The 23,260-nt window shown below is 71.5% G+C and carries 16 protein-coding genes; 11 read left to right on the plus strand and 5 right to left on the minus strand.

The window, feature by feature from the left end; all coding sequences use genetic code 11:
- Positions 1-133: 133 nt before the first annotated feature.
- The 9 genes from mce to ACZ41I_RS16405 all read left to right on the plus strand — a co-directional run bounded on the left by mce (position 134) and on the right by ACZ41I_RS16405 (position 16,010).
- Complete coding sequence (gene mce, locus ACZ41I_RS16365; RefSeq protein WP_030656158.1) at positions 134-574, plus strand: methylmalonyl-CoA epimerase; 441 nt, start codon at positions 134-136, stop codon at positions 572-574.
- A 205-nt stretch (positions 575-779) separates the two neighbouring features.
- On the plus strand, positions 780-4,727 hold the full coding sequence (scy, locus tag ACZ41I_RS16370; RefSeq protein WP_399764740.1) for a polarized growth protein Scy: 3,948 nt from the start codon (positions 780-782) through the stop codon (positions 4,725-4,727).
- A gap of 183 nt (positions 4,728-4,910) precedes the next feature.
- The gene (locus tag ACZ41I_RS16375; protein ID WP_363216739.1) at positions 4,911-5,846 is read left to right on the plus strand and encodes a coiled-coil domain-containing protein; all 936 of its coding nucleotides are present in this window, start codon (positions 4,911-4,913) and stop codon (positions 5,844-5,846) included.
- A gap of 122 nt (positions 5,847-5,968) precedes the next feature.
- Positions 5,969-6,928: an ABC transporter ATP-binding protein gene (locus ACZ41I_RS16380; protein WP_363216740.1), complete on the plus strand. Its 960-nt coding sequence runs from the start codon at positions 5,969-5,971 to the stop codon at positions 6,926-6,928.
- Positions 6,925-7,698 carry an ABC transporter permease gene (locus ACZ41I_RS16385; protein WP_468514440.1) on the plus strand — a complete coding sequence of 258 codons (774 nt, stop codon included), beginning with the start codon at positions 6,925-6,927 and terminating at the stop codon, positions 7,696-7,698. The genes ACZ41I_RS16380 and ACZ41I_RS16385 overlap by 4 nt, the downstream gene beginning before the upstream one ends.
- A gap of 130 nt (positions 7,699-7,828) precedes the next feature.
- Positions 7,829-9,169, plus strand: coding sequence for an ABC transporter ATP-binding protein (locus ACZ41I_RS16390; protein ID WP_399764733.1), 1,341 nt, complete (start codon positions 7,829-7,831; stop codon positions 9,167-9,169).
- Complete coding sequence (locus ACZ41I_RS16395; protein WP_363214585.1) at positions 9,166-10,047, plus strand: ABC transporter permease; 882 nt, start codon at positions 9,166-9,168, stop codon at positions 10,045-10,047. Before ACZ41I_RS16390 ends, ACZ41I_RS16395 begins: the two co-directional genes overlap by 4 nt.
- Positions 10,048-10,509: 462 nt before the next feature.
- Positions 10,510-15,390 (plus strand): ricin-type beta-trefoil lectin domain protein, encoded by a 4,881-nt coding sequence (locus ACZ41I_RS16400; RefSeq protein ID WP_468514441.1) that lies wholly within the window; start codon positions 10,510-10,512, stop codon positions 15,388-15,390.
- Between the two features lie 149 nt (positions 15,391-15,539).
- Complete coding sequence (locus ACZ41I_RS16405) at positions 15,540-16,010, plus strand: hypothetical protein (protein ID WP_468514442.1); 471 nt, start codon at positions 15,540-15,542, stop codon at positions 16,008-16,010.
- 10 nt (positions 16,011-16,020) lie between these two features.
- Here the strand turns inward: ACZ41I_RS16405 and ACZ41I_RS16410 are convergent, their stop codons facing one another.
- A complete protein-coding gene (locus ACZ41I_RS16410; RefSeq protein WP_468514443.1) occupies positions 16,021-16,353 on the minus strand; it encodes an ATP/GTP-binding protein in 333 nt (110 codons plus the stop codon).
- Between the two features lie 221 nt (positions 16,354-16,574).
- On the opposite strand from ACZ41I_RS16410, the gene ACZ41I_RS16415 reads away from it, so the two are divergent.
- Positions 16,575-17,603 carry an LLM class flavin-dependent oxidoreductase gene (locus ACZ41I_RS16415; protein WP_468514444.1) on the plus strand — a complete coding sequence of 343 codons (1,029 nt, stop codon included), beginning with the start codon at positions 16,575-16,577 and terminating at the stop codon, positions 17,601-17,603.
- A gap of 107 nt (positions 17,604-17,710) precedes the next feature.
- Here the strand turns inward: ACZ41I_RS16415 and ACZ41I_RS16420 are convergent, their stop codons facing one another.
- Positions 17,711-18,103: an SCO5389 family protein gene (locus ACZ41I_RS16420; RefSeq protein ID WP_014675028.1), complete on the minus strand. Its 393-nt coding sequence runs from the start codon at positions 18,101-18,103 to the stop codon at positions 17,711-17,713.
- A gap of 275 nt (positions 18,104-18,378) precedes the next feature.
- Between ACZ41I_RS16420 and nucS the strand changes: the two genes are divergently transcribed.
- On the plus strand, positions 18,379-19,050 hold the full coding sequence (nucS, locus tag ACZ41I_RS16425) for an endonuclease NucS (protein WP_399764722.1): 672 nt from the start codon (positions 18,379-18,381) through the stop codon (positions 19,048-19,050).
- Positions 19,051-19,085: 35 nt separating this feature from the next.
- On the opposite strand, the gene ACZ41I_RS16430 is transcribed toward nucS, so the two are convergent.
- From ACZ41I_RS16430 to ACZ41I_RS16440, 3 genes are all read right to left on the minus strand, one after another.
- Complete coding sequence (locus tag ACZ41I_RS16430) at positions 19,086-21,596, minus strand: P-loop NTPase family protein (protein ID WP_468319217.1); 2,511 nt, start codon at positions 21,594-21,596, stop codon at positions 19,086-19,088.
- A 279-nt stretch (positions 21,597-21,875) separates the two neighbouring features.
- On the minus strand, positions 21,876-22,199 hold the full coding sequence (locus ACZ41I_RS16435) for an STAS domain-containing protein (protein WP_360096613.1): 324 nt from the start codon (positions 22,197-22,199) through the stop codon (positions 21,876-21,878).
- 193 nt (positions 22,200-22,392) lie between these two features.
- The gene (locus ACZ41I_RS16440; protein ID WP_468319219.1) at positions 22,393-23,241 is read right to left on the minus strand and encodes a 3-hydroxyacyl-CoA dehydrogenase family protein; all 849 of its coding nucleotides are present in this window, start codon (positions 23,239-23,241) and stop codon (positions 22,393-22,395) included.
- Positions 23,242-23,260 lie beyond the last annotated feature (19 nt).

Raw genomic sequence — 23,260 nt, forward strand, 5'->3', positions numbered from 1 at the left:
ACCGGCCTGCACAGCCGAGGAGTGAACGAGGGTTTACTTCGAATGTACTGAGCGGTAGAGCACGGCGTCATCGGCCTTACGGTGTGATCGCGCGCACGTTGCGTAACCAAGCGAGGAGCGCTGCACTGAAACCATGCTGACGCGAATCGACCACATCGGGATCGCCTGCCACGACCTCGACGCGACCGTCGAGTTCTACAGGGCCACGTACGGCTTCGAGGTGTTCCACACCGAGGTCAACGAGGAGCAGGGCGTGCGCGAGGCCATGCTCAAGATCAACGAGACCTCGGACGGCGGCGCCTCCTACCTCCAGCTGCTGGAACCGACCCGCGAGGACTCCGCGGTCGGCAAGTGGCTGGCGAAGAACGGCGAGGGCGTCCACCACATCGCCTTCGGCACGGCGGACGTCGACGGGGACGCCGCCGACATCCGCGGCAAGGGCGTACGCGTGCTGTACGACGAGCCCCGGCGCGGCTCGATGGGCTCGCGGATCACCTTCCTGCACCCCAAGGACTGCCACGGGGTCCTCACAGAACTGGTCACTTCGGCCCCGGTTGAGTCGCCCGAGCACTGACCCCCGTACATAAGGGCCGGTAGGGTTGGGGGCGGTCGTCCCTCGAACCGGGACGATCGCATGCCGGGGTCCGGGTTTCGGGGGACGAGCGTCGGGGCAGCAGCCCGTGTTCCGCCGCCTATCTGACACCATTCCCCGGGGGCCCCGTTCGGCGGAGGACGAGGCTCGTTGGAGAAGCTGACCAGGGGACGGATGGGACCGCGCAGTGCGGGGCTACGAGAGCCAGGAGCGAGAGCCGGCGGCTGACGTCGACCACCTCTCTCGGTTCGAGGCCGAGATGAAACGGCTGAGGACCGAGCGGGAGAAGGCGATCCAGCACGCCGAGGACCTCGGCTACCAGGTCGAGGTGCTGCGCGCCAAGCTGCACGAGGCGCGCCGCACCCTGATGACCCGGCCCGCCTTCGACGGCGGTGACATCGGCTATCAGGCCGAGCAGTTGCTCCGTAATGCCCAGATGCAGGCCGACCAGCTGCGTCAGGACGCCGAGCGGGAGCTGAGCCAGGCCCGCGCGCAGACCCAGCGCATCCTGCAGGAGCACGCCGAGCAGGCCGCCCGGCTGCAGGCGGAGCTGCACCAGGAGGCGGTGACCCGGCGCCAGCAGCTCGACCAGGAGCTGGCCGAGCGCCGCGCCACGGTCGAGTCGCACGTCAACGAGAACGTGGCCTGGGCGGAGCAGCTGCGCGCCCGCACCGAGCAGCAGGCCCGCCGGCTGCTGGACGAGTCCCGTGCCGAGGCCGAGCAGGCGATGGCCACCGCCCGCGCGGAGGCCGAGCGGCTGACCCGGGAGGCCCGGGAGCGGCTGCAGAGCGACGCCGAGGCGGCCCGCGCGGAGGCCGAGCAGATCCTGCGCCGCGCCCGCACCGACGCCGAACGCCTGCTGAACGCCGCCTCCGCGCAGGCGCAGGAGGCCACCGAGCACGCCGAGCAGCTGCGCACCACCACCGTCACCGAGTCGGACACCGCGCGCCGGCAGGCCGCCGAACTGAGCCGGGCCGCCGAGGAGCGGATGGCGGCGGCCGAGGAGGCGCTGCGCAAGGCGCAGGCCGAGGCCGAGAAGCTGCAGACGGAGGCGAAGGAAGCCGCCGCCAAGGCACTCGCGAGCGCCGAGGCCGCGGGCGAGGCCCGTACGCGCACCGCGAAGGAGCAGGTCGCCCGGCTGGTCGAGGAGGCCACCAAGGAGGCCGAGAACACCCGGTCCGAGGCCGAGCAGCTGGTCGCCGACGCCCGCGCCGAGGCCGAGAAGATCGTCGCCGAGGCCGCCGAGAAGGCCCGTACGGTCACCGCCGAGGAGAGCGCGACCCAGCTGTCCAAGGCCGCGAAGACCGCCGAGGACGTCCTCAACAAGGCGGCGGAGGAGGCCAGGAACACCACCAAGGCCGCCGCCGAGGAGGCCGAGCGGATCCGCACCGAGGCCGAGGCCGAGGCGGACCGGCTGCGTGCCGAGGCGCACGACATCGCCGAGCAGCTCAAGGGCGCGGCGAAGGACGACACCAAGGAGTACCGCGCCAAGACGGTCGAGCTGCAGGAGGAGGCCCGCCGGCTGCGCGGCGAGGCCGAGCAGCTGCGCGCCGACGCGGTCGCCGAGGGCGAATCGATCCGCGCGGAGGCCCGCCGGGAGGCGGTCGCGCAGATCGAGGAGGCGGCCAGGTCCGCCGAGGAGCTGCTGGCCAAGGCCAAGGCGGACGCCGACGAGCTGCGGCAGACCGCGACCGGCGACAGCGAGAAGGTCCGCACCGAGGCCATCGAGCGGGCCACCAGCCTGCGCCGGCAGGCCGAGGAGACGCTGGACCGGGCCCGCAAGGAGGCCGAGCGGCTGCGCGCCGAGGCCGACGAGCAGGCCGAGACGGTCCGGACGGACGCCGAGACCGCCGCGCGGGAGCTGCGCGAGGAGACCGAGCGGATCATCGAGGCGCGCCGAATCGAGGCCGCCGAGGAGCTGACCCGTCTTCAGACGGAGGCGCAGGAGCGGCTCGCGTCCGCCGAGCAGGCGCTGACCGACGCCCGCGAGGAGGCCGCCCGGATCCGCCGTGAGGCCGCCGAGGAGGCCGAGCGGCTGCGCACGGAGTCGGCGGAACGGATCCGTACGCTCCAGCAGCAGGCCGAGGCCGAGGCGGAACGGCTGCGCACCGAGGCCGCGTCCGACGCGTCCGCCTCCCGCGCCGAGGGCGAGGCCGTCGCCGTACGGCTGCGCTCCGAGGCCGCCGCGGAGGCCGAGCGGCTCAAGGCGGAGGCCCAGGACACCGCGGACCGGGTGCGCGCGGAGGCGCAGGCCGCCGCCGAGCGGCTCGGCACCGAGGCGTCCGAGACGCTGGCCGCCGCCCAGGAGGAGGCCGCCCGGCGCCGCCGCGAGGCCGAGGAGACGCTCGGCGCGGCCCGCGAGGAGGCCGACGAGGAGCGCCGGCGCGCCCGCGAGCAGAGCGAGGAACTGCTGGCCTCCGCCCGTAAGCGGGTCGAGGAGGCCCAGGCCGAGGCGACCCGGCTGGTGGACGAGGCCGACCGGCGCGCCACCGAGATGGTCTCCGCGGCCGAGCAGCACGCCCAGCAGGTGCGGGACTCCGTCGCCGGGCTGCACGAGCAGGCGCAGGAGGAGATCACCGGGCTGCGCTCGGCCGCCGAGCACGCGGCGGACCGTACGAAGCGGGAGGCCGAGGAGGAGGCGGACCGGCTGCGCGCCGACGCCTACGCCGAGCGGGAGCGGGCGAGCGAGGACGCGAGCCGTGTCCGGCGCGCGGCGAACGAGGAGTCGGAGGCCGCCAAGGCGCTGGCCGAACGTACGGTCGCGGAGGCGATGGCGGAGGCCGAGCGGCTGCGCTCGGACGCGTCCGACTACGCCCAGCGGGTGCGCACCGAGGCCTCGGACGCGCTCGCCGAGGCGGACCAGGCGGCGGCGCGCACCCGCGCGGACGCCCGCGAGGACGCCAACCGGATCCGGTCGGACGCGGCGACCCAGGCGGACACCCTCATCACCGAGGCGCGCAACGAGGCCGAGCGGCTGCAGACGGAGACCGTCGCGGAGGCCGACCGGGTCCGCACGGAGGCGCTGACCGAGGCCGAGCGACTCCAGACGGAGACCGCGGCCGAGGCCGAGCGGGTGCGCACCGAGGCTCTGGCCGAGGCGGACCGGTTGCGCGCGGAGGCGTTGGCGAAGGCCGAACGGCTCGTCGGGGAGGCCACCGACGAAGCCGAGCGGCTGCGCGCCGAGGCCGCGGAGACCGTCGGCTCCGCGCAGGCGCACGCCGAGCGGGTGCGGGCGGAGGCCGAACAGCTCAAGGCGGACGCGGAGGAAGCGGCCGAGCGGCTCGTCGGCTCCGCCCGCGAGGAGGCCGAGCGGACCCTGGACGAGGCCCGCAAGGACGCCAACAAGCGGCGCTCGGAGGCGGCCGAGCAGGTCGACACGCTCATCACCGAGACCACGGCCGAGGCGGACAAGCTGCTCGCCGAGGCGCAGGCGCAGGCGCTGAAGACCACCGCGGACGCGGAGTCGCAGGCCGACACGATGGTCGGCGCGGCCCGCAGCGAGGCCGAGCGGATCGTCGCCGAGGCGACCGTCGAGGGCAACGCCCGGGTGGAGAAGGCCCGTACGGACGCCGACGAGCTGCTGGTCGGTGCGCGCCGGGACGCCACCGCGATCCGCGAGCGTGCGGAGGAGCTGCGCGAGCGGATCACCACCGAGATCGAGGAGCTGCACGAGCGGGCCCGGCGCGAGGCCGCCGAGACGATGAAGTCCACCGGCGACCGCTGCGACGCGCTCATCCGGGCCGCCGAGGAGCAGCTGGCCAAGGCGGAGGCGAAGGCCAAGGAGCTGGTGTCGGAGGCCGGCTCGGAGGCGGGCAAGGTGCGTATCGCCGCCGTCAAGAAGGCGGAGGGGCTGCTGAAGGAGGCCGAGCAGAAGAAGGCCAGCCTCATCAAGGAGGCCGAGGAGCTGAAGGCCGAGGCGATCCGCGAGGCGCGGCGCACGGTCGAGGAGGGCAAGCGCGAGCTGGAGATCCTGGTGCGCCGCCGCGAGGACATCAACGCCGAGATCTCCCGGGTCCAGGACGTCCTGGAGGCGCTGGAGTCCTTCGAGGCGCCGGCGGCCGGCAAGGAGGGCGGAGTCAAGGCCGGTGCGGCGATCGGTGCCCCCCGATCGGGTGGCAAATCGTCAGACGGCTAGCGCAAGAGGTGCGTTCCGGTGTCTTCTGGGGGCTTTGCCCGACTCATTGGCAAGCCCCCTGACGGTCAGCCACCCAAAAGAGGTGTCATTCTCCAGATCAAACACGTATCCGCTCGATGACACACCGCTTCGGCCCCTAGGATTCCCCCTATCACCTCACCGGTCTCATTGGACAGGAACCCCATGAGCGACACTTCCCCCTACGGCTTCGAGCTTGTGCGGCGTGGGTACGACCGCGCTCAGGTGGACGAACGTATCTCCAAGCTCGTCTCCGACCGTGACAGCGCTCTCTCCCGCATCACCGCTCTGGAGAAGCGCATCGAGGAGCTGCACCTCGAAACGCAGAACGCCCAGGCACAGGTCACCGACGCCGAGCCGTCGTACGCGGGTCTCGGCGCACGGGTCGAGAAGATCCTGCGGCTGGCCGAGGAAGAGGCCAAGGAGCTGCGTGAGGAGGCCCGGCGGGCGGCCGAACAGCACCGTGACCTCGCCGAGTCGGCGGCCCAGCAGGTCCGCAACGACGCCGAGTCCTACGCCGCGGAGCGCAAGGCCAAGGCCGAGGACGAGGGCGTCCGGATCGTCGAGAAGGCCAAGGCCGACGCGTCCCAGCTGCGGGCCGAGGCGCAGAAGGACGCGCAGTCCAAGCGCGAGGAGGCGGACGCCCTCTTCGAGGAGACCCGCGCCAAGGCCGCGCAGGCCGCCGCCGACTTCGAGACGAACCTCGCCAAGCGCCGCGAGCAGTCCGAGCGCGACCTGGCCTCGCGTCAGCAGAAGGCCGAGAAGCGCCTGGCGGAGATCGAGCACCGCGCCGAGCAGCTGCGCCTGGAGGCGGAGAAGCTGCGCACCGACGCCGAGCGCCGCGCCCGCCAGACGGTGGAGACGGCCCAGCGTCAGGCCGAGGACATCGTGGCCGACGCCAACGCCAAGGCCGACCGCATCCGTTCGGAGTCCGAGCGCGAGCTCGCTGCGCTGACCAACCGCCGCGACAGCATCAACGCTCAGCTGACGAACGTCCGCGAGATGCTGGCGACGCTGACCGGTGCGGCGGTCGCTGCCGCGGGTACGCCCGGCGACGACGAGCCCATTTCGCGTGGGGTGCCGGCGCAGCAGTCCCGGTAACGGCGGGCCGTGGGGAAGCTGCGGGTCCGCTGATCGCGCAGTTCCCCGCGCCCCTCTGGGGCGCCTTCGAAGCCCTCTGCCTTCAAGTGGCAGGGGGCTTCGTCCCGTTTTAGCGTGGCCGCATGATCGAGCTGGAGGGCCTGACCAAGCGGTACGGCGACAAGGTGGCGGTCGACGGGCTCACCTTCACCGTGCGACCCGGCATCGTCACCGGGTTCCTCGGGCCCAACGGAGCCGGCAAGTCCACGACCATGCGGATGATCCTCGGGCTCGATCACCCCACCGCCGGTGATGTCCGTGTCGACGGCAGGCACTACCGGCAGCTGAAGGACCCGCTGACGTACATCGGTGCACTGCTGGACGCCAAGGCGGTGCACGGCGGGCGCAGCGCCCACCACCATCTGCTGTGCCTCGCGCAGAGCAACGGGATCCCGAAGCACCGGGTGGCTCAGGTGCTGGATGCCGTCGGGCTCACCGCGGTGGCGCGGAAGAAGGCCAAGGGTTTCTCGCTGGGCATGGGCCAGCGGCTGGGGATCGCCGCTGCGCTGCTCGGGGATCCGCGGATCCTGATGTTCGACGAGCCGGTCAACGGGCTGGACCCGGAGGGCATCCACTGGATCCGGAGCCTGATGAAATCGCTGGCCGCGCAGGGCCGGACGGTGTTCGTGTCGAGCCATCTGATGAGCGAGATGGCGCTGACCGCCGATCATCTGGTGGTCATCGGGCAGGGGCGGCTGCTCGCGGACACCTCCATGGCCGACTTCATCCGGCAGAACTCCCGGTCGTACGTGCGCATCCGGTCGCCGCAGCGCGAGCGGCTGCTCGATGTGCTGCACGAGGACGGGATCACCGTGGTGGAGGCGGGCGCGGGCGTGCTCGAAGTGGAGGGCGACAAGAGCGAGCGGATCGGCGAGCTGGCGGTGCGGTACGGGATCGTGCTGCATGAGCTGAGCCCGCAGCAGGCCTCGCTGGAGGAGGCGTTCATGCAGCTGACGGCCGAGGCGGTGGAGTATCACGCGCACGCCGGCCCGGATCCCGTCCAGCAGGTCCGGGGCGCGGGCCGGAAAGGGGCTGAGGGATGACGGCCGTGCAGGTGATCCGCTCCGAGTGGACCAAGATCCGGTCGGTGGCGTCCACGATGTGGACACTGTCGCTGGCGGTGGTCGTCACCACCGCCCTCGGCATGCTCGTCTCCGGACTGTCGCGGAGCCAGTTCGGCTCGATGCCGGCGCGGCAACGGCTGTCGTTCGATCCGGTCTTCGTGTCCTTCGCGGGCATGACCCTCGGCCAGCTCGCCCTGATCGTGTTCGGTGTGCTGGTCGTCTCGAACGAGTACAGCACCGGCATGATCCGGGTCTCGCTGGCCGCCGTACCGCAGCGTGCCACCTTCCTGTTCAGCAAGATCGCGGTGGCCACCGCGCTCGCGCTGGCGGCCGGCATGGTCACCGGCTTCGCCGCGTTCTTCCTCGGCCAGGCGATGCTCGGCCCCCACGGGGTGCAGCTGGGTGACCCCGGTGTCCTGCGCGCGGTGCTCGGCGGCGGGCTGTACATGACGCTGATCGCGATGTTCTCGATGGGCGTCGCCGTGATGCTGCGCTCACCGATGCTGTCGCTGGGGATCCTGATGCCGTTCTTCTTTCTGATCTCCAACGTCCTCGGCAATGTGGACGCCACGAAGAAGATCGGCCAGTTCCTGCCGGACCAGGCGGGCAGCCGGATCATGCGGGTGGTGCCGAGGGTCGGCGACGCGGCCCCGTACGGGCCCTGGGGCGGGCTCGGGATCATGGCGCTGTGGGGGATCGCCGCGCTCGTGGGCGGGTACGTCCTCCTCGCGCGCAGGGACGCGCAGTAGGCCTCACGTCACTCGTCGTAGTGCTCTGGCTTTGCTTTCTTTTGGGCGGAACCGTCAGCCGCTCGATATCCTCCTAACCCTTACGGGGGCGTGTGCCCCGCTGTCCTGAACCTTTCGATGGGTGCGGAGCATGATCGAGGCTGTCGGCCTGACCAAGCGCTACGGCGACAAGACCGCCGTGTACAACCTTTCCTTCCAGGTGCGGCCGGGAGCCGTCACCGGCTTCCTGGGGCCGAACGGCTCGGGCAAGTCCACGACGATGCGGATGATCCTCGGGCTGGACAACCCGACCTCCGGATCGGTGACGATCGGCGGCCACCCGTACCGGAAGCTGCCCAACGCTCCCCGTCAGGTCGGCGCGCTGCTCGACGCCAAGGCCGTGCACGGCGGCCGGTCCGCCCGCAACCACCTGCTGAGCCTCGCCCAGCTGTCCGGCATTCCCGCCCGGCGCGTGGACGAGGTGCTCGGCGTCGTCGGCCTGCAGGAGGTGGCGAAAAAACGTTCCAAGGGCTTCTCGCTCGGCATGGGGCAGCGCCTCGGCATCGCCGCCGCGCTGCTCGGCGACCCGCAGGTGCTGCTGTTCGACGAGCCGGTCAACGGCCTCGACCCCGAGGGCATCCTCTGGGTCCGCAACCTGATGAAGGCGCTCGCCGCCGAGGGCCGTACGGTCTTCGTCTCCTCGCACCTGATGAGCGAGATGGCGCTGACCGCCGACCACCTCATCGTCATCGGGCGCGGCCAGCTGCTCGCCGACATGAGCGTGAAGGACTTCATCTCGGCCAACTCCGCCGACTTCGCGCGCGTGCGCACCCCCGACACCGAGCCCCAGCTGCGCGAGAAGCTCAGCACCGCGCTCGCCGAGGCGGGCGGCCATGTGCTGCCCGAGCAGGACGGCGCGCTGCGCGTGACCGGGCTGGCGCTGCCCCGGATCAGCGACCTCGCGCACGAGGCGGGCGTACGGCTGTGGGAGCTGTCGCCGCACCAGGCCTCGCTGGAGGAGGCGTACATGCGGATGACGCAGGGCGCCGTGGACTATCGCTCGACCATCGACCAGAAGGCGGGTCTGCAGCAGCCGCTGCCGCCCGGCGCCCAGCCGCCCATGCCGGTGCCCGGCCAGGGCCAGCCCGGCTGGTACGCCCCGCCGCCGCCCCAGCAGGGCGGGCAGCCGTTCGCGATGCCGCAGGGCCCCGCGGGGCCGTACGGCGGCACCCCGGCGGGCGCATACGGCCCCCAGGGCGTGCCCGGCGCCCCCGCCGCTCCGGACGCGGGGGCCCCCAACCCGTACGCCCAGCAGGCCCCCGCGGCCCCGCAGGCCCAGCCCCCGGCCGCGGCGCCGGGCGGCCCGCAGGCGCCGGGCGCGCCGTCGGCTCCCGCCGCGCCGCAGCAGGCGCCCGCCGCCGCTCCCCCGGCCCCGGCTCCGGCCGCCGCCTCCGCCCCCGCCGACCTGACCAAGCCCGAGGAAGCCCGATGAGCACCCACCAGCCCCCGATGCCGCAGGCCCCCGCCGCGCCCGACTGGCAGGCGGCGCCCGGCGGTTCGTACCCCGGTTACACCTCACCGATCCCGGTCGTGCGCACCCACCTCGGGCACGCGGTGGTCTCGGAGTGGACGAAGATCAAGTCGGTGCGCTCCACGATGTGGACGCTCGGCGTGTTCGTGGTCCTGGTCGTCGGCATCGGCCTGTTGACCGGCGCGATGGTCAAGGCCCACGCCGACACGACGAACATGGAGGGCATGAACCCGCTCTCCCTCGGGTTCTTCGGGCTGCTCCTCGGCCTCATGTGCATCATCACGCTCGGCGTGCTGACCACGGCCTCGGAGTACGGCACCGGCATGGTGCGCACGACGATGACGGCGTGCCCGAGCCGGGGCCGGGTGCTCGCCGCCAAGTCGATCGTGTTCTTCCTCGTCGCCTTCGTCGTCACACTGGCCGCGTCCGCCTTCGTGGGCATGGTCCAGACGTCCATGCTGAGCGGCACCAGCGCCCCCACGCCCTCCGGCTCCGACTGGTTCAAGGACACCGTCGGCGTCAGCCTCTACATCGCGCTGCTCGGGCTGCTCTCGCTGCTCGTCGGCTCGATGATCCGGCACTCCGCGGGCGGCATCACGATCATGATCGGCGCGGTGCTCGCGCCGTTGGTCATCGCGCTGTTCATGGCCACGTCCTCGCTGTCCGACGTACGGGAGTGGCTGTTCACGTACTCCATCCCGAGTCAGCTGGGCGTCTTCTACGACAACACCCTGAGCGGTACCGGCCCGACCGGCTGGGACCCGCTGTGGATCATGCTGGGCCTGACGGCCGCCGCGTACGCCGGCGCCTACGCGCTGCTGCAGAGCCGGGACGTGTGAGCCCGACCGACCGACGAACGAGGGCCTCCCGGGCCCCGCGGACCACTTCTCCGCAGGGCACCGAGGGGGCCCTCTCCTTTTTGGCGTCGCGTCCGTCGATACGAGGGGCGAAGAACCAGCCATTTCCCTGACAGCCGCCGGCGGCCGCCACCCCGGTGACGCGCACAGGAAACACACAGAACATCCATAAGCATGCAGGTTCACTGGAGCCCCCCACGGCTGGTGACCGGCAGTAACTTTCAGGCCAGCACCCTTCGCCATCACGAAGCGAACGTCTATGCGAGCCAATCCATGCATGCGTAAGGTATCGCCGCGCTTGACCGGAACCTGACCAGTCCGTGTCCACGCGCGTCGATCAGCGACCGGGGGAACACCGTCGCTCGCGGGACACGTCCCGGCTTCTGCTGCCTGTTCTTCGGCCGTTCTCCCAGCGCCCCCCTGAACGAAGAAACGGATGCGTCTGTGCACCCCAGACCATGGTTCCGCCTGCCCGCATCACGAAGATCAGGAAAATCAGGAAGGCCCGCCTCCGCCGTCACAGCCGTCACGGCCCTGGCGGTCGTCGCCGGTCTCGCGGCCCAGCCGAGCTGGTCCCGGCCGCACGCCGCTCCGGCGGCTGACTCCGAACCCTGGTACCACGACACCCCCGCCGAGCAGTTGCGGCAGGACCAGTGCCTGATGTCCGACGTACTGCGCCTGGGCGGGCCGTCGATGGTCTCGACCGCGCAGGACGGCCTCAACCAGCCCGCCGCCAAGCTGCATGTCCTGGCCGACCGGGATCACTGGGAGCAGACGCCGCTCGCTGTCGCCTACAAGAAGGACCGGGATGCGGCGAGCAAGCAGATAGACGATCTCGACGCGCTCCGCAGCGGGTGGCAGAAACCTCTCGACGGCCTTTCGACACCCGGCGGATTCAGCGGAACCGAATTCCACTGGCCGCCGGACGGGGAGCAGAGCTTCTACAACCAGACCGGTCTGAGCAAGTGGGTCGCCAACCGGTTCTGGCTCAACGACGACGACTTCTACAAGGACGACACTCCGAAGGCCGACGACAAGACCCTCAAAGCCGTCGACGACATCGGCAACCCGCTCTACAGCAAGGACCCCGACCCGACCCAGCAGGACCGGAACCGGGCATACGAAGAACACCAGGCCTTCGAGTGGATGCACGGCGGCCCCGCCAGGAACGCGGGCGCCGACGACGCACGCATCTTCCTCTCCTTCGGCGGCTTCCCGCACACCGCTCCGCAGCCGGGCACACCGGAGTACCGCATCGCGGTGGAGGACGTGAAGTCCCGGTTCGCCGCGTGCGGTTGGCGTGACCCGCTCGACCCGGACAACGTGCTGGGCGACATCACCGCCACCGCGACGAACGAGTGGCAGCAGGAGATCTCCTCCCAGGCGACCCAGCGCAACCAGATCCTGGGCGCGAACAAGTCCGCGGTCGACGCCTTGGCCAAGGGTGCGAGGGCGCTGAGCGAGATGCTGGGGCACTCCTGGGTCGCCGACCACCTCACCCGCTGGCAGGACTACTGGTCGCCGGGCGGTATCGGCTGGGTCGGCGACTCCTCGTTGGTGATGAGGGTCGAGGCGGCCAAGGGCAAGTGCCTGGATGTGCAGGGTGGCGGGACGGCCAACGGCACGGCGGTGCAGATCTACACCTGCAACAACAGCGCCGCCCAGGAGTGGAAGTTCTGGGGCTCCTACGACGGCGGTTACGCCCTGTACAACCCCAACGCGCGCAAGTGCCTCGACGTGAAGAGTGGCGACAACGCCAACGGGACGAAGATCCAGCTGTGGGCGTGCAACGGCAGCCCGGCCCAGCAGTGGCAGTTCGATCTCCGCTCCGCCGGTGAGCTGCGCAATGCCGCCACCGACAAGTGCGTTGACCTGCATACGTTCAACAACGGCAACGACGCCCAGCTGTACACGTGCAACGGCACCGACGCGCAGAAGATCCGTATCGTCCCCGAGGGACATGACGGCGATGACCAGCTGAACTACCCGAACAAGGCGCAGTTCGACAAGGCCAGGGCCGGCCTCGGCGGGGCTCAGGCGGGCGCGAAGAAGCAGCTGGCCGATCTGAAGGCGCAGTTGGCCCTCGTGCAGAACGCCGCGACCACGTCGAACACCGCGCTGCAGGCGGCGTACGGCATCGCCGACGCCAACGGCGCCCCGCGGGGTCGGGGTCTGCTGGTCGGCCTGCAGAAAGACCAGGTCACCAAGGGCGCTGCTGCCGCGCTGCAGGCGATGGAGAAGGCCGGTGAGACCGCCGAGGCCGCCACCCGTGCCTCGGCCGGTGACAGTGCGACCATCGCCCAGCGCGCCCTGGCGCAGGCCGCGCAGTCGAAGGCGGAGTTCCGCAAGAAGGCCGCCGAGGCGGCGGAGGCCCAGGCCAAGGCGGCCGCGGACGCGGCCAAGGTGCACCGCGACAACGCCAAGAAGGACAAGGAGACCGCGGAGGCCAAGCTCGCCGTCGCGGTGAAGGCCGAGGGCGATGCGAAGGCGGCCGCCGCCGACGCCCACGCCAAGCGCCTCGCCGCCGAGGCGGAGGAGAAGACGGCCAAGGCGGAGAAGGAGACGGCCGCCGCCAAGCAGGCCGAGGCCGCCCAGGACAGGAAGAACGCCGAGGAGCAGGCGGGCAAGGCCAAGGACGCCAAGGACAGGGCCGACGCCGCCGAGAAGACCGCCGGGGACAAGCGGGACGCGGCCGTCAAGGCCAGTGACCACGCCAAGGCCATGCGGGACGACGCCTGGGACGCCGAGCAGAAGGCGGACGCGGCCCGCGCCAAGGCCGATGCAAAGGACGCCTACGCCGACTCCCTCGACTCCGGAGACGCGGCCGACGCCGCCCGCGCCGCCGCCAACGACGCGGACAAGGCCGCCGACGACGCCGAGACCGCCGCGAAGAACGCCCGCGCGGACGCGGACGCCGCCACCCAGGCAGCAGCCGACGCCGACGCCGCCGCGACCCGCGCCGAGGCGGCGGCCAAGCGGGCCCGCGCGGAGGCGGACGCCGCGCAGGCGGACAAGGTGAAGGCGGACGCGGCGGTCAAGACGGCCACCAGCGCCGCCGCCGACGCCATCAAGGCCTCCCAGGACGCCGCGAGCGAGGCGAAGGCGGCCGTCAAGCTCGCCGACGAGGCCGAAGCGCACGCCAAGGACGCCAAGTCCCAGGCGGACCAGGCGAACGCGGAGGCCGGCAAGGCACTCGCGGCCTCGGCGAAGGCCGCCGGCTACGCCCATGTCACCGCCCAGGCCGCCGCGGACGCGGGCAAGGCGGCCCAGCAGGTCGCCAACCCGGCCAACGACGCGATCCAGCTCGGCGCCCGCTATGCCGACACCGACTCGGCCGCCGGCCTGGTCGTACTGACCGGCCAGGCCTCGAAGTCCATCGCCGACCAGCAGCAGGCCGTCGCCGACGCCCACGCCAGGAACGCCCAGGCCGAGGCCGACGCCGCCAAGAACCTCGCCGACCAGGCGAAGGGAGACGCCAAGGAGGCCTACCAGCACGCGGCCAACGCCGCCCAGTACGCCGCCGACGCCCGCACCTACTCCAAGCAGGCCCTCGGATATGCGGCGGACGCCGCCAAGGCCGCAGCAGCCGCCTCAGCGTCCCTCGCCCGCACCATCGAGTACGACAAGCAGGCCGCCGCCGACGCCGCAGCCGCCGACACCGCGGCCGACAACGCCGACGGCTACGCCAAGAGCGCCCGCGACTCCGCCGACGCCGCCGCACTCGACGCCGACGCCGCCCGCAGCGCGGCAGCCCAGGCCGAACAGGACGCCAAGGACGCCCGCGCCGCAGCCAACCGCGCCGACGCGGCCGCTACCGAGGCGGAACAGGCGGCCAAGGACGCGGACAAGTACGCCAAGGAGGCGCAGGACGCGGCCGACAAGGCCGAACACGAGAAAGCCAACCAGCAGGTCCAGAGCGGCGCGACGACCGGTGTCGGCGGCGTGTTCTCCGTCATCGATGAGATCCGGCAGAACGGGGAGCCGGAACAACTCCCCAACGAGTGCCACAACTTCAACTGCAACACGCTGGTGTACATCGCCCACTTCGACGCGGTGGTCAGCTACTACCTGTGCCTCAACCCTGATGTCCCCGCCACCCAGGCCGGCTGCCCGCCCGAGGACACGCTCTTCCTCAAGACACTGACGTTCAAGGGCTTGTCCAAGAAGGTCAAGATGTCCGCGTGGGACGTGACCGTGCAGCTCTGGACGGGCATCGCCAAGTCGATCGTGGGCGACTTCACCGGCTGTTACCACAAGCTCACCGGTGAAGGAGACGGCAGCCTCACCGACTGCGCCTGGGCCGCCACCTGGCTTCCGCTCGGCGGTCCGCTCGGCAGGATCGCCGAGGCGATCCGAGGCGTGGACACCGCCCTGCGGTCCGGGGAAGGAGTCGCCGACGCGCTGAAGGCCCTGAAGACGCTGGACGTCGACGCGGAGACGCTGGCGGACATCGAACACGAGGTCGAGGTGTACGAGGAGGCACGGACGGCCTGCCGTGTCAACAGCTTCCCCGGCACCACCGAGGTGGTCCTCGCCGACGGCGGCCGCAAGGCGCTGCATGACGTGCGGACAGGCGACCTGCTGCTGGCCACCGACCCGGTGACCGGACGCGCTCAGGGCGAGCCGGTCACGCGGACCTTCCACCACACCACCGTCGACCTGGTCGATGTCGCCCTCACCGACGGCGGACACCTCACCAGCACGCCCGGACACCGGTTCTACGTCACCGGCCACGGCTGGACCCTGGCCTCCGACCTGCGACACGGAGACACCCTCCGCGGCCCGGACGGAACCGTCCGCACGGTGGCCACGCTGCTCGACCGGCACCAGGCCACGCCCCGGACGGTCTACGACCTGACCGTGTCCGGCCTGCACACCTTCTACGCGGTGGCGGGCAGCAGCCCGGTCCTGGTCCACAACTGCAACGACCTCGTGGCCGACCAGCAGAAATTCCCGGGACAAGCCCACACGCTCGATGAGCACACGGCTGGTCACGTGACCCCGCAGGAGGCCAAGGATCTGGCCGAGGCGAAAACGGAGAAGCTCGGGCGCGTCACTCCGAACAGCCTCTTCGTCGACGAGCAAACCGCCCAGCAGGTTGTGGACTACGCGCTGGCCAACAACGCGAACAGGATTCGCAGGTGGCTTCGGGGGCCCGATCAGGTCCTGGACTGGGAGGGGCACTTCGGGGCGAGGAACTCCCTCGGCAAGGCCTATTACCCGGACGGTAGCGTGAAGGACGTCGGCAACGAGTTCTACATCAAGCTGGTCCGGGCCAAGGGGCACAAAGCCGGCTACTACGTCCAGACGTGCTATCCGAAGTAGGGAAGTGAGGCCCAGTGCCACGTTTCACGGAGTTCGACTTCGGCGTGTCGTGGGTGATGGGTTTCTTTCATCAGGACGCGACCCACTACGGGGACACAGCCGCCGAAATCGTCGGGAACCACCTCGCGGGTGGGATCAATGAGGCGGCCTTGGCAGTGCGCCGGGACGCGCAGATGCTCGGCAACCTCCCCTCGGAGACGCTGGAGGTGCTGTGGGACGCCGGGGCCGAGTACATGCCGAGCTTCGAGCGGATCGGGGGCGGAGCCCAGTGGACGCGGACGGTAGTCGACCTGTGTGACGCGCGGCTGTCCGGAGAAGCCGACGTACGCCCGCTCACAGGGGCGGACACCGAGGACGGCATGGCCTGTCTCGACGCGGTCGTCGCCGAGATCGAGGGAGCCCGGTCCCTGGATGCCGAAGTGCGGGGGGCGCTGGTCGACTGCGCCCGCCGCTGCACTCCGGACCTGGCTTTCCGGGTGCTCCTGAGAGTGATCAGAAGCGCCGCCCCGGACGTCTGTCTGTCGCCGGACAAGTACGCGCGGCTGGAGGCCATCGGATCGGCCCTCCAGTACGGCGAGTTCGTGGTGGAGAACGTCAGATACCTGGTCGAAGCCGACTAGACAGGCTCCGCTAGAACCGCGGCGCGTTACGGGACCGCTGTACCCGTGTGGTGCGGCGGTCCTTTGCGTTCCAGCAGGACTTGTGCCAGTGGCGGCGGTCGTCGACGCCCGCGTGCTCCGGCCAGGCCACGACGTGCGGGACGCCGGAGGGGATCACCTGGTCGCAGCCCGGGCAGCGGTAGGTCTTGCCCTCGGCGCTCGCCCCGGCGACATGGCGCACGCTCCACTCATCGCCCTGCCAGCTCTCGGTCGACTGCCAGCCGCCGTACCGGCCGGCGCGGTCGTCCTCGGCGCTCCGGCCCGATGATCCGGCTGCCTTCGGTCGGTTGCGGCGCGGGGACACGGGACACCTCTCGGGGCTATACAGGAAGCACGGGCTGCTTCCAGCCTACGCGCCGCCGAGACGGGTACGCGTACGGAACCAAACCGCACAAGTCCCCCTCCCCGGCGACCCATTCTGCAGACAATCCGCAAATCTCTCCGCCAGCCGTGTCCTGGGCACGTGTCAGACGGTTATGCCGGGTGGGGGAGCTCCGGGTCGGAGCCAAGGAAGCAGGAAATGCAATGTACGTAGGAAGTTTTGTGCTGGGCGCCCAGTTCCCGGGCCAGGGCCCCGGGGAGGCCCTGCACCGGGCCGTCCGCTCGGCGGAGGTCGCCGAGGAGGCCGGGCTGGACGCCGTATGGCTGGCCGAGCACCACTTCGTGCCGTACGGCACGTGCCCGTCCGCCGTCACCCTGGCCGCCCTGCTGCTCGGCCGCACCCGCCGCATCCGCGTCGGCACGGCGGTCAGTGTCCTGCCCACGGCCCACCCGGTCGCCCTCGGCGAGCAGGCCGCGCTGCTGCACCTGACGAGCGGCGGCCGGTTCACCCTGGGTGTCGGGCGCGGTGGGCCCTGGGTGGATCTGGAGGTGTTCGGCGCCGGCCTGGAGGCTTACGAACGTGGGTTCCCCGAGTCACTCGATCTGCTGCTGCGCTGGCTGCGCGAGCCGCGCGTGGCGGCCTCCGGCGAGCGGTTCCGGTTCCGCGAGGTGCCCGTCGTACCGCGCCCGTCGGAGGCGCTGACGGAGACCCCGGGACCGGAGGTCGTCGTCGCCTGCACCTCCCCGGCGAGCGTGCGGCTGGCCGCCGAGCGCGGCCTGCCGATGCTGCTCGGCATGCACATCGGGGACGAGGAGAAGGCCGAGATGGTCGCCCTGTGGCGGCGCTGCGCCCGGGCGGCGGGCCGGCCGGGCGAGGAGATCGCGGACGCCGCGCATGTCTCGGCCGGGGTGTGCCAGCTCGCCGACCGGCGCACGGACGCGGCCGAGACCCTGCTGAAGGCGATGCCGGGCTGGCTGAAGCAGGGCCTGGATGCGCATGTGACGGTCGACGGACGGGAGCGCGCGATGCGCGACCCGTACGCCTACACCGAGCTGCTGTGCGGCCTGCACCCGGTCGGCACCCCGCGGCTCGCCGCCGACCGGCTCGCGGCCACCTCGGAGCGCACGGGCATCTCGCGTTTCGCCCTCCTCACGGAGGGCTCGGGTGATCTCGCCGCGACCGAGGAGAACCTCCGGCGGCTCGGCGCCGAGGTACTGCCCCAGCTGTGCTGAGCCGCACCGGCCGCCTTGGGGGCTTGCCGCCCCAGGACTGAAAGCACCTCCCGCGGATGGAGCGGCAAGCGAGCGGCTCACTGGCTCTTCCCTGACGCGCCTGCGCGTCAGCAGTCCCGGAGCTCCGGCGACTGGTTCAGCAACTGATTGCGCACCGAGGTGAAGCGGGCCAGCGTCTCGTCCACCGAGGCGTCCAGCGGGAACACCGCCACCCGATGGCAGTTCTGGAAGGCCAGCCGCACACCGAAGTGCCGCTGCAGGGCGCCGCGTATGGCGTCACTCGCGAGCGCGCGCAGCAGCTGACCGCGTGCCTGCTCGTCCGGCGGGGGCGTCTGGTTGTCGGCGAACGGGCCGCCGTCGACCTTCAGCTGGGCCACCAGGGAGCTGATCATCTCCCATGCGTAGGGCAGGGAGGTCCGGACGCAGTCGACGAATGCTGCTTCGTCGACCTCGCCTCGCTCGGCCTGTTCGAGTAGGGCCGGTGAGACGTCGAGCGACATGGGTACTCCTCTCGCACCCCCGCGGAGCAGGGGTTGCCGGACAGGTACGGGAGTTCGCTATTTCGAACACGCTCAGTACACATGTCGCGACCTCCCGTACCTACGTTAGGCAACGGTAGGTGACCACACCAGCAGAATGGGTATATGGAACGGTCCCGTTACGGGCACAATCGGCCAAGGATGAACAAGAGTTTCCAGGGACAATTGGGGCGATCCACAGGGAGCGCGATGGGCGAATCGCGTGCACCGGCGCGCGTCGAGTAGCGTTGCCGACCATGCGTCTCGTCATTGCCCGATGCTCGGTCGACTACGCCGGCCGGCTCACCGCCCACCTGCCCTCGGCGCCCCGCCTGATCCTGGTCAAGGCGGACGGCAGCGTCTCCATCCACGCCGACGACCGGGCCTACAAGCCCCTCAACTGGATGTCGCCGCCCTGCACGCTGAAGGAGGGGACGGGCGAGGACGAGGGCGTGTGGACCGTCGTCAACAAGGCGGGCGAAAAACTGATCATCACGATGGAGGAGATCCTCCACGATTCCTCGCACGAACTGGGTGTGGACCCCGGCCTGATCAAGGACGGCGTGGAAGCGCACCTCCAGGAACTGCTGGCCGACCGCATCGAGACGCTCGGCGAGGGATACACGCTCATCCGCCGCGAGTACATGACGGCCATCGGCCCGGTGGACATCCTGTGCCGGGACGCGGACGGCCGGACGGTCGCGGTGGAGATCAAGCGCCGGGGTGAGATCGACGGCGTGGAGCAACTCACGCGCTACCTTGAGCTGTTGAACCGCGACCCCCACCTGGCCCCGGTCCGCGGCGTCTTCGCCGCCCAGGAGATCAAGCCCCAGGCCCGCGTCCTCGCCACCGACCGCGGCATCAACTGCCAGATCCTCGACTACGACGCCATGCGGGGCATCGAGGACGACAAGCTCCGCTTGTTCTGAGCCGGGCTGCCGGGCCGACGGCGGGCTTACAAAAGCTAGATCACCTCGTCGGAAGACCCCGACGCACTCTCCGGACTCGACGCGCTCTGCGAACTCGACGTGCTCTGCGAACTCCGCGGTGCCGTCGGTCCGCTCGCCGTGTCCGTCGTGGACGGGGTCGTACCGCCCGTCTGGGTCGGGGTCGTCGTCGGCGCTGTCGGCGTCGGTGTGTGGGAGGTCGGCGGGGCCGACGGACTGCCCGAGGGCGTCGACTTCGTCGGCGCGGGAGAGGTCGGCCTGGTCGGCTTCGACGTGGACGGGGCCGGGGACGTGCTGCCGCTGCCCGTGCCCCGGGTGTGGCTCGGGTCGGCCGACGGGGATGCGGCCGGCCGGGACCGCGTCGGGTCGTCCGTCGTGCCGTAGGTGCCGTCGGGGCCCGGGTTCGTCGGGTGGGCGGCGGTCGGGCCCGAGCCGGTGCGGGCCGGCGGGTTCTTCTTCGGGTCCGCGCCGAGGCTGCCGTCGTCCAGGCCCGCGCTCGCCGACGGGTTGACGTCGACCTTCCCGGCCGGGTTCTTGCCGGCGTTGTCGTCGGAGGTCATGCCGAGCGTGACGACCGTACCGAGCACGGCGGCGAGCAGCGCCCCCGAGCCGATCGCCACGAGGTTGCGGCGGGCCAGCCGCACAAGGCCTCTGCCCCGCGCCGTGGCGGCCTCCGGGAGCAGGTGGGTGACCAGGGGGTCGCCGAGGGGCACGTACGGCGGCGGCGCGGACTCCTCGTGCCGTACCTCCGGCAGCTCCTCCCCCGCCGCCGGCACGAGCCCCGCCGCCACGATCCCGGGCACCTCGCCGGAGCGGTCGGCGACCAGCGCGAGGGCACGGCGGCCGGCGACGGTGCCCCGCTTGTCGGCGAGCGCCCCGCGCAGCCCGATGGACGCCTCCAGCTCGGCGCGGGCCCGGTCGAGCTGTCCGCCGCACAGCGCCAGGACACCCAACTCGTGGTGGAAGTAGGCCTGTTCACGCACCTCGCCGGCCAGCCGGGAGGCTTCCGCGCCGGAGCGCAGGGCCCGTTCCCAGGCGCTCCAGTGCAGCCCGGCGGCGAAGGCGGGTGCGGCCGTACGGGCGAGCCGTACCGCGCAGCTCTCCTGCCCTTCGGCGGACGGAGCCGTGTGCGGGACGACCGCGGCGAGCGCGGCCAGGACCGCATCGGCCTCGGCGCACACCCGCTCGGCGGTGACCGAGGGATGACCGGCCCACCAGGTGTAGTGCTCGGCGGCGGCCAGGGCCTGGGCCTCGCTGTCGTCGGCGTACCCGGCGGCCTCCAGCTGGGTCCGCACACCGGCCGCGAGGCGGTAGTGGGCGCCGACCGGGGAGACCAGTCCGCACGCGGTGAGTTCACCGAGGGCGGCGTCGGCGTGGGTGTCGCCGATCAGCGCCGGCAGATGCGCCTGGTGCGGCACCTCGCCGCCGAGGGCGACGGCGAAGCGCAGGGTCGCGCGGGCGGAGGCGCTGAGCCGGGAGGCGAGCAGCGGGGCGGGCGCGGCGGCCTCGCCGAGCGAGGGCAGCGGGACCTCGTCCGCGGGCTCCAGGACCGGCTCCAGGGCCGGTTCGACCGGCTCGCGTACGTCCTCGAAGACGCCGTACTCGTCCACCGCCCCGGCGTCGGCCCGCAGCTCCTCGCGCTGCCGGAGCAGCGCGCCGGCCTGGACGAACCTCAGCGGCAGCCCCTCCGACTCGAACCACAGGTCGCCGGCCCAGTTGGCCTCCTCCTCGGTGAGCACCCGGCCGACGGTCCGCTCCAGGATCTCCACGCCGCCGGCCCGGTCGAGGCCACTGAGGAAGACCTCCTCGACCGCGGACCCCTCGGAGGGCGCCGGCACATCGGGGGTGGCGCCGATCAGGAACGCGCACTCGGGGGTGGCGTCGAGCAGCTCGTCGAGGGCGGTGCCGCCGAACTCGATGTCGTCCAGCACGACGACCGCGCCGATCTCACGGACCAGCGCGCGCAGTTCGTCCGGTTCCGGGCGGTGCTGCGGGGCGTCGTAGACGGCGTGCACGAGGTCGTGCAGGAGGTCGGTGGTGGTGCGGTGGAAGCCGGTGAGCCGGACCACGCCGTCGGGCGCGAGGTCCATGCAGTCCTCGGCGACGAGGTCGAGCAGCGCGCTGCGGCCGGAGCCGCCGGGACCGGTGAGCCGGACCGAGCGGCCACGGGCCAGCAGCCGGACCAGGCGCTCGCGTTCGTCCTGCCGTTCCACCAGGGAGAGCGCCGGCTGGGCGGGACCGGGCGGTACGGGCGGCCGGGCGGCACGCTCGGCCTCGGCACGCTCGGCGGCGGTGCGCTTGCGGGGCCTGGCCGGTCGCCGGTCCGGCGGGCAGAGCTCTATCTCGCTGCCGTCGACGGGGTTGACGGTCAGCAGCAGGTCGCCGGAGACGAGTTGCGCCGTGCGGGCGAGCGCGGGCGCGCTCTGGCCGAAGTCGGAGGTGAGGGATTCCCGGGGCGGGCGGCGGCTCGCCGCGTGGCCGTGCTCCTCGGGTCCCCGGTTGATCGGGTCGGGTTCCATGCGTTCCATGGGTTCAGCCCCCCAAAAGCGTTGTGTGCCCGTGATTCCGGCCCCTCCCGGCCTTGTCGCACACCGCGCTGTCGCTTCTGGTCCGGGCCCGCTCGGTCGAGGGTTGCGAGGTAGCGGGCGACCGAACCCTAAACCTTCGCTCAGTATCTCCGACAGTGCGGGGTGCCGTGCGGTCCGAGACGTCACAGTCCGGTGAGGATTGCCCCCGACGTGCGCTTCGGCGGCTGCGCCCGGTTCTGCCGCGGCTCCCCTGTCGCCCGGTGCACACCGGTAACGGCGTCACACCCGGGGCAGTGACTCCACCCCGATGCCGCCCTCGATGGCGAGGATGCGGTGCAGCCGGGTGGCCACCAGCAGGCGCTGCATCTGCGGCGGGACACCGCGCAGCACCAGACGGCGACCGCAGCGGCCGGCCCGCCGATGGGCACCCATGATCACCCCGAGTCCGGTGGCGTCCCAGGAGTCCAGTTCGGACAGGTCGAGCACCAGATCGCCGACTCCGTCGTCGACGGCCGAGTGCAGGGCCGTACGGGCGTCCGCCGCGCTGCGGACGTCGAGGCGGCCCCCGACGACCAGCTCGGCATGGTCGCCCCTGATGTGCATAAGCGCTCCCCGTTGAGTGCGGTTGGCGTACTCGGTGACGGTGCTGTGCACCGTCTGACTGCGTGAGTGGTGGTGCGGTTGCTGCTTGTAAGCGAACCGATACCGAATTCACCCCGGGGAGTGATGTTCCCGGGGTGAATGTCCGGCGTTGTGCGGGTACGGGAGGGTCTCCCGTACGTATGACGGGCGGGTCTCAGTACGTGTAGAAGCCCTGCCCGCTCTTGCGGCCGATGTCACCGGCATCCACCATCCGGCGCATCAGCTCCGGCGGGGCGAACTTCTCGTCCTGGGACTCGGTGTAAATGTTGCTGGTGGCGTGCAGCAGGATGTCCACGCCGGTGAGGTCGGCGGTGGCGAGCGGGCCCATGGCGTGGCCGAAGCCCAGCTTGCAGGCGAGGTCGATGTCCTCGGCGGTGGCGACGCCGGACTCGTAGAGCTTGGTCGCCTCGACGACGAGGGCGGAGATGAGCCGGGTCGTCACGAACCCGGCGACGTCGCGGTTGACGACGATGCAGGTCTTGCCGACGGACTCGGCGAACTCCCGCGCGGCGGCGAGGGCTTCGTCGCTGGTCTTGTAGCCCCGGACCAGCTCGACGAGCTGCATCATCGGCACCGGCGAGAAGAAGTGGACGCCGACGACCCGCTCGGGGCGCTCGGTGACCGCCGCGATCTTGGTGATCGGGATGGCGGAGGTGTTGGAGGCGAGCACGGTGTCCGGGCGCACGATCTTGTCGAGCGCGCGGAAGATCTCGTGCTTCACCTCCAGCTTCTCGAAGACGGCCTCGACCACGATGTCCGCGTCGGCGGCGGCGTCCAGGTCGGTGGTCGCGGTGATGCGGGCCAGGGCGGCGTCGGCGTCCTGCGCCTCCATCTTCCCCTTGCCCACGAACTTGTCGTACGACGCCTTGATGCCGTCGGTGCCACGCTTGAGCGCCTCGTCGGTGACGTCGCGCAGGACGACGTCCCAGCCCGCCTGTGCGGCGACCTGAGCGATACCGGACCCCATGAGACCGGCCCCGATGACGGCAAGCTTCCGTGCCACTCCGACTCCCCTTTGAACG

This window comes from Streptomyces sp. NPDC030799 (assembly GCF_055572255.1).

Coding starts and splice junctions, on each gene's coding strand:
- mce (WP_030656158.1), top strand. CDS start 134: ATGCTGACGCGAATCGACCACATCGGGATCGCCTGCCACGACCTCGAC.
- ACZ41I_RS16385 (WP_468514440.1), top strand. CDS start 6,925: ATGACGGCCGTGCAGGTGATCCGCTCCGAGTGGACCAAGATCCGGTCG.
- ACZ41I_RS16380 (WP_363216740.1), top strand. CDS start 5,969: ATGATCGAGCTGGAGGGCCTGACCAAGCGGTACGGCGACAAGGTGGCG.
- ACZ41I_RS16420 (WP_014675028.1), bottom strand. CDS start 18,103: ATGTCGCTCGACGTCTCACCGGCCCTACTCGAACAGGCCGAGCGAGGC.
- ACZ41I_RS16395 (WP_363214585.1), top strand. CDS start 9,166: ATGAGCACCCACCAGCCCCCGATGCCGCAGGCCCCCGCCGCGCCCGAC.
- nucS (WP_399764722.1), top strand. CDS start 18,379: ATGCGTCTCGTCATTGCCCGATGCTCGGTCGACTACGCCGGCCGGCTC.
- ACZ41I_RS16430 (WP_468319217.1), bottom strand. CDS start 21,596: ATGGAACGCATGGAACCCGACCCGATCAACCGGGGACCCGAGGAGCAC.
- ACZ41I_RS16390 (WP_399764733.1), top strand. CDS start 7,829: ATGATCGAGGCTGTCGGCCTGACCAAGCGCTACGGCGACAAGACCGCC.
- ACZ41I_RS16435 (WP_360096613.1), bottom strand. CDS start 22,199: ATGCACATCAGGGGCGACCATGCCGAGCTGGTCGTCGGGGGCCGCCTC.
- ACZ41I_RS16415 (WP_468514444.1), top strand. CDS start 16,575: ATGTACGTAGGAAGTTTTGTGCTGGGCGCCCAGTTCCCGGGCCAGGGC.
- ACZ41I_RS16375 (WP_363216739.1), top strand. CDS start 4,911: ATGAGCGACACTTCCCCCTACGGCTTCGAGCTTGTGCGGCGTGGGTAC.